We start from the raw sequence: 13,733 nt of genomic DNA on the forward strand, positions 1-13,733 counted from the left end.
TTAAATTCTCGCTTCAACACCGGATTGAATTTCACGAATTGTCCGCGCAATTCCTCTCGTCGTCTCCTCATCGCCAAGCAAGGCGCGATGATGAATCCAAATGACTTCTTCCGCCACCTTCTTGGAAGCCGGGCAATTCAGTTGATTCGGGAAGGAATAGCTGCCGTCCAGGTTAGCGGCATACTCTTTGAATATAGGCGTATCATGGATTTGGGTATAGGCAATATATGCAGGAATTCCTTGCTCATTCAGCAGCTCAACAAACCGTTCTCTGCTGATTCCGCCAAATTTCCCCGGATTGTAGTAAAACATGTACATGTAATATGTATGAAGCGTACATGCTTCAAGGCGGCCCTGCGGAACGATCCCCTCGATGTTCTGGATCTCCTCATTTAGAATCTGCGCATTGCGCTCACGCCGTTGGTTTTGTTCATCGAGACGTCCTGCCTGCGGTAGCAAGACTGCCGCCTGGAATTCGGAAAGACGGTAATTGGTTCCTTCAACGAGATGCTGATATTTCTTGTCACCGAAAGGCCGGCCCACATTGTGATACAAAAAGGCCAGATCATACAGCTCCTGAGAATTGGTAACAAGCGCCCCGCCTTCTCCAGCCGTCATCAGCTTGAATTGCTGGAAGCTGAAGACCCCTGCATCACCTATACTGCCGGCACGTTTGCCTTTCCATTCTCCTCCGTGGGCATGGCAAGCATCTTCCATAACAAACAGGTTGAATTCGCCGGCAATTTCCATCAGACGGTCCATATCGCACAGATGGCCGGCCATATGAACAGGAATGATGCCTACGGTTCTCTCGGTGACGGCTTCCCGCACCTTGTCTGGATCAAGGCAAAAAGTGCCGGGATCAATATCTACCGGAACAGGGATAGCTCCAAGACTCATCACCGGCAACGCTGTTGAGATAAACGTAAATGCAGGAACAATGACTTCGTCGCCTTCCTTTACCTTGAAGCTCTTAAGAAGGATGTCGATAGCGTTGGTACCGTTTGTTACCCCCAGTGCATATTTGGTATTATGCATTTCTGCAAATATCCGTTCAAATTCCTTCACCTTGATTCCTGTCATGCGCCACCATTGGTTGCTGTACAGCGCTTCCAGCAGTTCTTTTTCTTCACTCTCGGTAGCCATTGGCCAGTTGGGGAACCGGTTTGTCATGTTACTCATTGTGAACACCTTCCATTTCTTTGTTTTTTATGAATACTTGTTGCAGACCATATGCAAGACCGCCCCAAAGCGCAGCATCCTCTCGGAGGACAGACAGTGATACCTGTACATTTTTTTGTGGCAAGGTTCCCAGGATATGCTGGATGGTTGTCTCCAGGGAACGGTAGACTTCAGGAAATCTGCTCACCATTCCGCCACCGATTACCACCGATACCGGGTCGAATAAGCGGACGGCATTCGCAATGCCTATGGCAAGCAGTCTGAGCGAATTTTGAATGATTGTCCGGGCCGCTTCATTTCCATGAGCAGATAGCCGGAACACATCGCTTGCTTTCGTAATGGGCAAGCCTGCGGCTATTGCCATACGTTCAATTGCTCTTCCGGACGCGTACAATTGCAAGCAGCCAAATCCTCCGCAAGGGCAGCGCTCTCCATTCGGGTCCACCGTAATATGGCCCAGTTCACCGCTGGCTCCCCTTGCTCCTTTGTATACTTCCCCCTGCAGAACCAGGGCGCTGCCGATCCCGGTTCCCACTACTACATACAGCAGAGGATTCACCGGTTGGGTTAATCCAAAGCGGTATTCGCCCATAGCCGCCAAATTGGCATCATCAAACAGAACAATGGGCTTGCCTGTCGCACTTGTGAATGCATCACGAAAAGGAAACCCGTTCCAAGCGGGGCGGTTCGGCCAAGCGATAATTGTTCCGGCAGCATCGTGCAGTCCTGCAAGACCGGCCACCACAGTCTGAATGGACCCTTCCCGATTCTGCTCCCACCTGCCGATGACACTGGCGATCCGCGAGATGGCGTCGGGCGGTTCCGTCTCAGCACCCAGTTCAATTTTGACGGAATCCTCCATTGTCATGCTGCCGCTGTCGAACATTGCCAGCCTCACAGCCGAGCCTCCCAAATCCATGGAGATAAGAGCATCTGTCATGTGGCAACAAGCCCTTTATGGGCAGATTGATAGAGGAGCTGAATCAGACGAATGACCCTTTCCCCATCCCCGGCGGTAATGTAAGGCTGTTTCGTCTCCCGGATGCAATCTACGAAATGTTGTGCCTGCCGCCTGAACTCAATGAGCACATCCGTTTTCGGCGGGAATGTGAACCACTCCGGGTCTTCGCCCGCCCGGCTGAACTGCAAGGAAGGCTGTTTGTACAAGCCCTGATTGCTGAAGCCAAACAGGGTGCGGAGAATCATGCTGCCCCGGTTGCCTTTCAGGTGGATTTCCACAGCATCGCCCTCCACATCATCCTGCCAGCTCACATGAATCCGGCCCAGCATTCCATTGGCAAATTGAATCATCCCAATCGCCGTATCCTCAACCTCAACCGTTTGTGATTCGACGCTGCCGAGCCAGTTGGAATAACCGCCCTGCTGGACCGGCCGGGAATGGAGGCCAGCCAGACAAGCAACCGGTTCTGGAGCATCCGTCAGAAAAAGCATCTGGTCAATCATGTGGCTTCCAAGGTCAATAAGCACACCTCCTCCAGACAGCTTTTGCTGCGTAAACCAGCTTCCGGGGCGGGGAATCCCCTTCTTTCTGCGCCAAATGACCTCACATACCTGCACATCTCCAATGTGGCCCGATGTGATTCTAGAGCGCAATTCGCGGATATCGTCCCGGTAACGGTTCACGAAACCCATTAACAGTACAGCCCCGGAGACCTCCGCGATCCTTCGCAATGAGACCGCTTCTTCCGCCGTTGTCGTCATAGGCTTCTCACACAGAACATGGATGCCTTGTTGCAGAAAGTACTTGGCTATTTCGTAATGCGTGTGATTGGGTGTGCATACAAGGACACCATCTAAGGGAATCTGGTCGATCTCAGAAAGGCTGGTGCACGCCCTGGCCCCGGCTTGTTCAGCCAAATGCGCAGCCCTGGACAATTCCGTATCATACACGGCTCCAATAGAAACGCCCTCCATTGATAAAAAACTGGGGAGATGCGCATGCTCGGCAACCCAGCCTGCTCCGATTATTCCAATGGAAACATTTGTTGTATTGGACAATGCTCTCATCCTCTCATGATTGGGTTAACCCAAGACTGCCCTGGTCTTGTCTATTAAGACTCTTTCCTTTTCGTACAGCTTGACAAGGAGCCGCTTCAAGGTGTCCATTTCACTCTGAGCTATCCCGTTCAATTCCATCCTGTATTTGAGTTTGTAATAATACTTAATCAGGGTGTTTCCACATACATTCCAATCATTGCACAGCTTTTTGTATTCGTCCGTCAGACTTTGGAAGTGCCGTTCATCAAGCCCGTTCATCCGATGAAGAAGAAACGGCAATTGAACCGTTGATTTGCGGTAATAGTATGGATTCTTGATTGCGAGCGCTCTATGTTCGAAATCATCGTTGAGGATTCCCGCCAATCTCTGCTCCAGCATTTCCGCGAAATGCCGGATCATAGGCAGACCATACGCTACCGTTACTCCAGTATCCACTGAAGAAATGGAAGGATCTATAAACGGGCTTTCCTCCTCCTGTAAGAGAAATCCCAAGTTACCGCGCATCTGATCCTTCGTATAGCTGGAAAAAAACCGCTGCTCTTGATCCTTGCTGCGGACCAACACGATATTGTAGGTGCCGGTCCCGGAATCAGCAGCAGCGATTGCCTCGTCAAAATAATCATACGGGAGCATGTAATTTTCCATTTTGCTCGGCTGTATGCAATCTTCAATCAACAAGTAGGCATTCTCCCCGTCATTGTAGCCATATATGAAAGCAGGGTGCTTAAGATGATTTTTACCTGCGTCAACGCCGGAAGGATAATAGAAACGGTCCACATTGACAAAGAGATAAAAACCGCTGTGCAAGCAGTCCTTGATGATCTGATGAACAGGATCATTTTTGTCAGGCGTCAGGGTTTCATAGTCCAGATAGGGAGACAAATCGAGCGTTCTCGCCAGATCAAGAAGCGGAGTGACAATATTGCTGCTGCCGGGAGGAAATTCAATGCTCTCATTGCAGTTGCCATAGGAGAACAACCGGTACCTTGCGTCCGCGAGACAGGGTAAATATTCGAAATTTCTGTCATGCACCATCAATATGGAGATTGCGTTGTTGCACACACAATCCACCCATGTTCCATTAAAAGGCTCCGCCTGGAGTGAAAACTCTTTCAAAATAGTCACCTCCCCGATTCACTCTACAGCTTGGTTTATACTGCCCCGCTGATCTTGCCAATCAGCACCTCTGCTTCTTCCGGCGTGATGATTCCGTCCTCCAAATCGCCCATGACCTGTTCGATAGTCATCTCCCGTTTCTGCGGAATCGTTCTCTTGCGTTCCAGATAGACAGCCATGTCGTGAACCGTAGGGTAGGAAAAGACGTCCGAGATGGCAAAAAGACCAGGGAAGACCGCCTCCAGTTCCTTATGAAGCCTCACTGCGAGTAAGGAGTTCCAGCCCAGATCCTCGAAATTGGCGAAAATACTCAGCTCCTGAACGTCCAGCACTTTTGCCAGAATCTGCGCAATTTCTTTGTGGCTCCGGGTCATTTGGAGCTGATTCGCGTCCTTGATGATAAGCTCTGTCCGCTCCGGCGTCCCGTTTAGATTCTGCGTATTGTGCAGTGATCTCCTGAGCTGCCTGTTCAAGCTCTCCGACAGCACATAATCATTCATGAGGCTCTGCCCGATCGTATCCTTGGCAAGCCGGCGCTTCAATTGACCCACGATAACCCGGCTCCGGCCGGCTTGCAGCAACTCGCCGTATATTGCTGCCCCCTGCCGGGGCGTGAGGCTCTCGAACACGCTTTGGCGGTTATCGACCTCATACACTTCGGCCATTCCCACCTCCTGCCACAGCGGCCAGTTAACCGTGATCCCTTTCCTCCCTTGCGTTCTCATCCAGTCGGCATACAGATCCAGATAGCTGTTCGCTGCCACATAGTCGCTCTGCCCCATTCCCCCCATCAACGTGCTCATACTGGAGAACATCATGAAGAAAATCAGGTCATCCTCCCGCGTAAGCTGATCCAGCACCCACGTTCCGCTTACCTTTGCCGACAGCACCTCCCGGATCTGCCCGGCGGTCTTCCGGACCAGCAGCCCTTCTCCGGCTACTCCCGCAGCGTGCACAACGCCGTGGATGCCGCCGGATTCCGTGCGTATCTGCTCCAGCAGGCTGCGCATCTGCTCTTCCTCGGCGACATCTGCGGCATGTATCTGCACCTGGGCCCCATTCCGCTCCATCTCTTGAACCGCCGCAATTTGCCGGATTTGCTGCTTCTCGGCTCCTGCCGCGGCGATCGCTTCCCAGTGCTCCCGCGCCGGCAGTCCCCGGCGGCCAATAAGGTGAAGCCTGACCCGGCTCATCCGGCTCATCTGCTTCCCGATTTCCAGCCCCAGACCGCCCGTTCCTCCGGTGATGACATACCCCCCGCCCTCCCGGAGGCCGGGCTGCTCCTCATCCGGCTCAAGCGCTGCCTCCCGCAGTCGCTCCACATACCGCTCTCCGTTCCGGTACGCCACCTGATACGGCGCTTCCCGGAGGCTGAATTCGTTCACAATCCTCCCCGGAGGGGTCCGTCTGTCGACATCCACCAAGCGGATTTGCACTTGGGGAAATTCCTCCCGCGCCACCTTGCCAAGCCCAAGCAAGCATCCGTGATGCGGCCGAAGCCCCCCTTCCTCTCCCGTCACCCGATTCGCCTCGTCGCAGACGAGAATTATCCTCAGGTCCCCGGAGAAATGCTGCACAAAAAGGCCGTCCAGCAGGGAATACAAACTGTAAACCCCCGCTCCCCGGCCTCATCAAGCTCCGCCTTTGTGTCAATCTCCCGTTCCGTGAGGCTCGCCAGATGAATAACGGTTCCCACCTTCTCGGCTGTCAGTCGCTCCCCTAAGCGCTGATACTCTTCCCGGCTGTGCATTTCCCCGCCGGAAATCTCCAGCACCCGTCCATACTGTGAACGAATCCGCTCCAGGAGCCGGTCTGCAATCTCCCCCTCCCCGGTGATACACGCTCTGCCTGCGAAATCTCCCGGCAACATCGGGTGAGGACACAGCGTCCGTGTACCATGTCTCTTTTCGTAATACATCCCTGCCGGTTTCCAGGCTTGCACTTGCTTGATCGTATAGCCCTCGATCTCTGCAAGCACCTCCCCTGCCGGATTCAGGATATCTATATCGAAGGTTGCCGTCTGATGGCCCTCTCCCCGGTCCTGTCTTCTCACGACGCTGTAAATGTCAGCGGGAATCCGGTCATAGACCCGGATTTCCTGATAATAAAAAGGCAAATACAGTTGGTCGTCAATGCTGCGAATTGCGATATTGACTGCATTGTCAAGCAGCGCCGGATGATAATGATACCCGGCGGCCTCTTCGCGATAGTCATCGCCAAGCCCGGCGGCAACCAGGCATTCCTCCGGTCCTACCCGCAGCTCCTTGATATTGTTCCATCTTGCCCCCGTTGTAATATATCCGCCGCTGGGTTCAACGCCCGTTATCTTCGGATGGATCTGGAAGGCTTCCAGCAATGCAGGAAGGTCGTATGTCCTGCGGTCCCGCGAAGGAGGGCACAGTTTGCCTTCCGCGTGCCTGCGCCAAATCCCGTCCGTCTGATCCTTACTCTCGATATAAAACTCGCTGTCCTCCTTACCGTTGCTCACGACGATCTGCAGAGCATGGGTGTCCCCTTCTTCCCGTATCGAAAACGGCTGCAAAAAAGCAAGCTGCTTGATGACAGACCGACCGCCCTGCTGCCTCCCGATCTCCAGCAGCAGCTCGATGTACGCCGTACCCGGCAGCACATACTCCCTGCCGATCTGATGTTCATGCAGCACCCAATCCGTGGCCACCGAGAATGCCGTGGTGTATATCACCTGCCCCGAAGTTTCGCAGACATTTCCCCGAAGCAGCGGATGCCCTGACGCCTGGTGCAGATGCATATGCTGCTGCGGATGCCCTTGACCGCGTTTCTCTGCCCAGCACCGAGTCCGGCGGAACGGATAGACCGGCAGGTTCAACCGCCGGCACGGTACAGCTTGATACATCCGTTTCCAATCAATAGCCGCCCCTGAGACATAAAGCTCACTGATGGAACGGTAGAGAGCCAGATCCGCCTCCTGTGGAGAGTCCAATGCTTGCAACAGCCGGACAGCCTGAAGCGTTAAGATTTGCTTATCCCGTTCGGTCAGCCTTACCGGGCCAGGCTGATCCGGCATTGCCCCGCCGTGTGCCACCATCTCATGGCTGCGGCAGAGAACCTCCGCACCGGAAGCGAGACCGTGCTTCTGCAGGTGCTCCAATTTCTGAAGCAGCTCCGCATATCCGGTGAAGAGAATGACCAGACGATGGTTATAATGCCCGCGTCCCGTACTGGCTGTGTAACATAGGTCCTGCAAATCAATCCCGGCATGACGTGAGATATAATCGGTGTAATCCTCCACCAGCCTCAAGAGAACCTGATCGTCTTTTGCCGATAACGGAAGTACATACAGCGGTGCCTGATCCCGCTCATGGGTCGGCTTCGGAATGTCCGGCGCCTCCTGCACGATCATATGGCAGTTGGTCCCGCTGAAGCCAAACGAACTGATTCCCGCCACCCGGGGTGTATCCGCCGTTGTCGTCCAGTCTTGAAGCCGGTCATTCACATAAACGGGGGACGCAAAAAAATCAATAAAGGGATTCACCTCCAGAAAATTAAGACTGGCCGGAATCCTCTGATGATGAAAGGCCAGCATTACCTTGAGCAAGGAAGCCAGCCCTGACGCGCCAACCGTATGTCCAATGTTGGTTTTTACAGTGCCAATTGCACAAAACTGCTTTCTCTGGGTGTAACGTGAAAAGGCTTTGGTAAGGCCGTTAATCTCAATGGAATCTCCCAACTGCGTTCCAGTCCCGTGCGCCTCCACATAAGAGATCGTCTGCGGATCAATTCCAGCCTCTTGCCAAGCCTGGCAAATGACCTCTTCCTGGGCGCGCGCACTAGGAGCCGTAATGCCGTCTGAGGTTCCGTCGTTGTTCACTGCACTCCCCTTGATAATCCCGTAGATATGGTCCCGGTCCCGGATAGCCTGCTGCAAAGGTTTGAGGATGACGGCCCCCACCCCTTCGCCCCAAACTGTGCCGTTAGCCTGTTTATCAAAGGTTCGGATCAGCGAATCCTGCGATTCGACAAGATCAAGCATCGGGTTTTTCACCGGGCTGTAATTGATGTGAATGCCCCCGGCAATTGCCAGATTGCACACACCCGACTGAATGGACCGGCAGGCCTCATGTACGGCTACCAGGCCGGAGGAGCAGGAGGTATCGACTACAAGACTGGGGCCTTTCAGATTCAGCCCATAGGATATCCGGCTTGAGAGAATGGCCGACCATGTGCCGGATAACAGCAGGGGGTCCTGTTCGGCAGCATTGTCTCTGTACCATTGGCCCCAGGTGTGGTCCGTACCGATATATACGCCGGTATTTGTCCCGCTTAAATCTTTGTAGTCATAACCTGCATCCTCTATAGCCTGATAAGAAGCTTCCAGCATCAATCGCTGCAGAGGGTCCATGAATTTAGCTTCGGCAGGAGCAATTTGAAAAAAAGAAGGATCGAATTGATCAATCCGCTCCAGATAACCGCCTTTAAAAAACAATTGATTTACCTCTATTTCGTCCGGCAGGGCTTCACCGATGCAATCGCGTACCCGGGAATCGGGAAAATCAGTGATGCCGTTTTTTTGCTGCCGGAGACATTCCCAGAATTGCCGCAGATCTTCCCCTTCCGGAAATTTGCCCGCCATGCCGATAATGGCAATTTCCTGTTCCTTCACCGGTTCTTCATGCTTCTGCTGATGCTCCAACAATATAGCAGCATCGTTTGGGGTCAGCTTTTGGGAGGCTACCAGTTCGAAAATCAGTTTTTCTGCCGCTGTCATGACACGCCTCCCGATTTCGTTTTGTACGTTTCAAGGGCTTCGTTCATTGAAATCTCCTGGTTCGCTAATCGCTGCAACAAGGCCAGAGTCGATGATTCCGGTTCCGTCGCAGGCGTTCCACGCTGCCGTTGCTGCTGTGTATCCAGATAATCCGCCATCTCCGCAATGGTTGCATAGGTGAAAACATCGGAAATATTTACGATCTTGCCATATTTCGCTTCCAGCCGTCTGAATAAATCAACGGCAAGGATGGAGTTGCCGCCCATACTGTTGAATTTGGCAGACAAGCCAATTTCATCGACCCCGAGCACCTGCGCCCAGATTATGGCGACTTCTCTTTCGGTCGCGGTCAGATCCGCTTCATCCTTGTCAGAAATATGTACCGGGAAATAGTCCGAAACCTGCCGCTCTGTCTTCTCCTGTTGCTGCTCCATACGAGTGCGGAAGGCATGGGCCAATTGATCCGACAGCACATAATCATTCATGAGGCTCTGCCCGATCGTATCCTTGGCAAGCCGGCGCTTCAATTGACCCACGATAACCCGGCTCCGGCCGGCTTGCAGCAGCTCGCCGTATATTGCCGCCCCCTGCCGGGGCGTGAGGCTCTCGAACACGCTTTGGCGGTTATCGACCTCATATTCTTCGGCCATCCCCACCTCCTGCCACAGCGGCCAATTTACCGTGATCCCTTTCCTCCCTTGCGTTCTCATCCAGTCGGCATACAGATCCAGATAGCTGTTCGCTGCCACATAGTCGCTCTGCCCCATTCCCCCCATCAACGTGCTCATACTGGAGAACATCATGAAGAAATCCAGGTCATCCTCCCGCGTAAGCTGATCCAGCACCCACGTTCCGCTTACCTTTGCCGACAGCACCTCCCGGATCTGCCCGGCGGTCTTCCGGACCAGCAGCCCTTCTCCGGCTACTCCCGCAGCGTGCACAACGCCGTGGATGCCGCCGGATTCCGTGCGTATCTGCTCCAGCAGGCTGCGCATCTGCTCTTCCTCGGCGACATCTGCGGCATGTATCTGCACCTGGGCCCCATTCCGCTCCATCTCTTGAACCGCCGCAATTTGCCGGATTTGCTGCTTCTCGGCTCCTGCCGCGGCGATCGCTTCCCAGTGCTCCCGCGCCGGCAGTCCCCGGCGGCCAATAAGGTGAAGCCTGACCCGGCTCATCCGGCTCATCTGCTTCCCGATTTCCAGCCCCAGGCCGCCCGTTCCTCCGGTGATGACATACCCCCCGCCCTCCCGGAGGCCGGGCTGCTCCTCATCCGGCTCAAGCGCTGCCTCCCGCAGTCGCTCCACATACCGCTCTCCGTTCCGGTACGCCACCTGATACGGCGCTTCCCGAGGCCTGAATTCGTTCACAATCCTCCCCGGAGGGGTCCGTCTGTCGACATCCACCAAGCGGATTTGCACTTGGGGAAATTCCTCCCGCGCCACCTTGCCAAGCCCAAGCAAGCACCCGTGATGCGGCCGAAGCCCGGCTTCCTCTCCCGTCACCCGGTTCGCCTCGTCGCAGACGAGAATCATCCTCAGGTCCCCGGAGAAATGCTGCACAAAAAGGCCGTCCAGCAGGGAATACAAACTGTAAAACCCCCCGCTCCCCGGCCTCATCAAGCTCCGCCTTTGTGTCAATCTCCCGTTCCGTGAGGCTCGTCAGATGAATAACGGTTCCCACCTTCTCGGCTGTCAGGCGCTCCCCTAAGCGCTGATACTCTTCCCGGCTGTGCATTTCCCCGCCGGAAATCTCCAGCACCCGTCCATACTGTGAACGAATCCGCTCCAGGAGCCGGTCTGCAATCTCTCCTCCCCGGTGATAACCGCAACAGTTGCCTGCGAAATCTCCCGGCCAACATCGGGTGAGGCCACAGCATCCTGCACCATCCAGTCCTTTTCGTAATACATCCCTGCCGGTTTCCAGGCTTGCACTTGCTTGATCGTATAGCCCTCGATCTCTGCAAGCACCTCCCCTGCCGGATTCAGGATATCTATATCGAAGGTTGCCGTCTGATGGCCCTCTCCCCGGTCCTGCCTTCTCACCACGCTGTAAATGTCAGCGGGAATCCGGTCATAGACCCGGATTTGCTGATAATAAAAAGGCAAATACAGTTGGTCGTCGATGCTGCGGATCGCGATATTGACCGCATTGTCAAGCAGCGCCGGATGATAATGATACCCGGCGGCCTCGTCACGATAGTCATCGCCAAGCCCGGCGGCAACCAGGCATTCCTCCGGCCCTACCCGCAGCTCCTTGATATTGTTCCATCTTGCCCCCGTTGTAATATATCCGCCGCTGGTTTCGACGCCCGTTATCTTCGGATGGATCTGGAAGGCTTCCAGCAATGCAGGAAGGTCATATGTCCTGCGGCCCTGCGAAGGAGGGCACAGTTTGCCTTCCGCGTGCCTGCGCCAAATCCCGTCTGTCTGACCCCTGCTGGTAATAAAAAACTCGCTGTCGCCGCTCCCTTTTTCCAGAGTGATCTGCAGTTCTTGCGTCTCTCCCTCTTGCACGGATAACGGCTGCAAAAAGGCGAGATCCTTGATGACAGACCGCCCGCCCTGCTGCCTCCCGATCTCCAGCAGCAGCTCGATGTACGCCGTACCCGGCAGCACATATTCGCTTCCCACCTTGTGCTCATGCAGCACCCAAGCTTCTTCGGCCGACATACGAACTGCATAAGTGACTTGATCCGGCGTTTCCCCTGCAACGTCCGCAAGCAAAGGATGAACCTTCCTGCCCGAAGTGGAGGGCTTGGGGTCGGCCTGAGCTTCCGGTTTGATCCAGCAAGGCGTTTTCAGAAAGGGATAGACCGGCAGGCTCAAACGGTTACACCCCCTCCCCTCGTACATCTCCTCCCAATGGATTGCCGCTCCAGAGAGATACAGATCCGCTATCCTGCGGTAGGAGTCCATCTTTTTCTCCGGCTGCCGCACCATCTCCTTCAAGTATTGGGCGGCCTGCGACGTCAACGCCTGTTTCTCCCGTTCTGTCAGGGACGCCAAACTATGCTGCTGTATATGCTCCAGTTGGTTAAGCAGATCCTTGAACCCTGTGAAGATAACCGCCAACCGGTGGTTATAATGCCCACGCCCCGTACTGGCTGTATAACAGAGATCTTCCAGGTCAATCTGGCTATTTCCATCTAAATAGCTGATATACTCCGCAACCATTTCCCGCAGCGCTCCGCCGTCCTTGGCGGACAGCGGGAGCAAATACACCGTCTCTCCGTGATGCTGCTTCTGCTGCGCCGGAGGCGCTTCCTCCAATACCATATGACAGTTGGTTCCGCTTAGTCCAAACGAGCTGATACCGGCAAGCCGCGGCGGTCCCGAGGCCGTCCATTCCCGGAGTTGATCGTTTACGTACACAGCCGACTCGCTGAAATTAATCGTTTGGTTCGGTTTCATGAAATGAAGCGACGGAAAAAGCTTTTTGCTCTTAAGCGAATGTATCACCTTTACTAGCCCGGCAATTCCCGCGGCATGGTCCAGATGACCGATGTTGGTTTTCAGCGATCCAATCGCGCAGAACTGCTTTTTCTGGGTATAACGGGAAAAGGCCCGGTTGATTCCTTCGATTTCGATGGGATCACCAAGTCTGGTTCCCGTGCCATGGGCTTCGATATACGAAAGGTCTTCCGGATTGATGCCAGCCTCTTCCCATGCCCGCCAGAGCACCTCTTCCTGCGCCTGCGCATCCGGGGCAGTAATGCCAATGGAATTGCCGTCCTGATTGATCGCGCTGCCTTTGATAATGGCATGGATATGATCCCTGTCCTGCAATGCTTTTTTCAAAGGCTTCAGCAGAACGGCGCCGGCTCCTTCACCCTTTCCGGTTCCGTTTGAGCTGTCATCGAAGGTTTTGGTTTTCTCATCGGATGACTCAATGCCGATTTTCAAATGGACATGGCTCTTTAACGGAAAGAGCTGCAGCTTGATCCCACCCGCCAGCGCCAAATCGCAAGAGCCTTCGATGAGTTGTTTGCATGCAAAGTGAATGGCGACAAGCGACGACGAACAAGCGGTATCCAGCACAACCGCCGGTCCCTTCAAATCCAGGTAGTGGGAGATCCGGCTGGCAATGACGGATTTAATATTCCCGGGAATGGCTACGCCCATCGCTTCCGGCATGAGCATCTGAATTCCTTTCTTATATTCCTCGCCGAAATCTGAGCTGTAGCCAATAAAAACGCCTGTTCTGCTGCCCGTTAATTGGGTCCCCCCATAACCGGATTCCTCAATGGCTGCCCAGGCAAGCTGCAAAAACAAGCGTTGATTGGGGTCCATGAGGCTTGCTTCTCTGGGAGAAATATTAAAAAAGGCAAAATCGAATGAATCAATCTCAGATAAATAACCGGCCTTGTCATACTGTGCGCTGCCCTTCTCTACTTGAAACAGGGGGAGAAACAGATCGGCCTGTTCCTTCCTGCTGGCAGGGAGCTCCTGAATGGAGTCCACACCCAGGGTGAGCAGCTTTTCTACTTCTGCTGTGCTGCCCCCATTGCTGAAGCGGGAGGCAACCCCGATAATCGCAATGTCTGTATCCGCCTCGGTCCCATGATCCTGTCGGAGGTAATGAATCAGGTATGCGGCAATGCTTTTATCCAAATGCCCGGAACCGACCTCCTGCAATATATAAGAATAGATCTCGTCCTTTTTTTCCACGA

Annotated in this window: 8 protein-coding genes; all 8 read right to left on the reverse strand. The window is 54.1% G+C overall.

All coding sequences use genetic code 11. From position 1 onward, the window contains the following. Window positions 1-1,182 carry a DegT/DnrJ/EryC1/StrS family aminotransferase gene (locus B212_RS0119265; RefSeq protein ID WP_019912640.1) on the reverse strand — a complete coding sequence of 394 codons (1,182 nt, stop codon included), beginning with the start codon at window positions 1,180-1,182 and terminating at the stop codon, window positions 1-3. Beyond that, on the reverse strand, window positions 1,175-2,122 hold the full coding sequence (locus tag B212_RS0119270) for an ROK family protein (RefSeq protein WP_019912641.1): 948 nt from the start codon (window positions 2,120-2,122) through the stop codon (window positions 1,175-1,177). The genes B212_RS0119265 and B212_RS0119270 overlap by 8 nt, the downstream gene beginning before the upstream one ends. Next, window positions 2,119-3,201, reverse strand: a complete 1,083-nt coding sequence (locus tag B212_RS0119275) for a Gfo/Idh/MocA family protein (protein ID WP_019912642.1) — start codon at window positions 3,199-3,201, stop codon at window positions 2,119-2,121. The genes B212_RS0119270 and B212_RS0119275 overlap by 4 nt, the downstream gene beginning before the upstream one ends. Before the next feature lie 24 nt (window positions 3,202-3,225). Further along, window positions 3,226-4,317, reverse strand: a complete 1,092-nt coding sequence (locus B212_RS0119280) for a hypothetical protein (protein ID WP_019912643.1) — start codon at window positions 4,315-4,317, stop codon at window positions 3,226-3,228. Window positions 4,318-4,352: 35 nt separating this feature from the next. After that, window positions 4,353-5,921, reverse strand: a complete 1,569-nt coding sequence (locus B212_RS0119285) for a beta-ketoacyl reductase (protein ID WP_019912644.1) — start codon at window positions 5,919-5,921, stop codon at window positions 4,353-4,355. Beyond that, entirely contained in the window at window positions 5,870-9,061 is a 3,192-nt protein-coding gene (locus B212_RS0119290; protein ID WP_019912645.1) for a type I polyketide synthase, read from the reverse strand. Before B212_RS0119290 ends, B212_RS0119285 begins: the two co-directional genes overlap by 52 nt. Then, a complete protein-coding gene (locus tag B212_RS0119295) occupies window positions 9,058-10,650 on the reverse strand; it encodes a beta-ketoacyl reductase (protein WP_019912646.1) in 1,593 nt (530 codons plus the stop codon). The genes B212_RS0119290 and B212_RS0119295 overlap by 4 nt, the downstream gene beginning before the upstream one ends. Window positions 10,651-10,767: 117 nt before the next feature. Next, entirely contained in the window at window positions 10,768-13,731 is a 2,964-nt protein-coding gene (locus B212_RS33285) for a type I polyketide synthase (RefSeq protein WP_019912648.1), read from the reverse strand. Window positions 13,732-13,733: the final 2 nt, after the last annotated feature.

This window comes from Paenibacillus sp. HW567 (genome assembly GCF_000374185.1).
Classification (GTDB): Bacteria; Bacillota; Bacilli; order Paenibacillales; family Paenibacillaceae; genus Paenibacillus_AQ.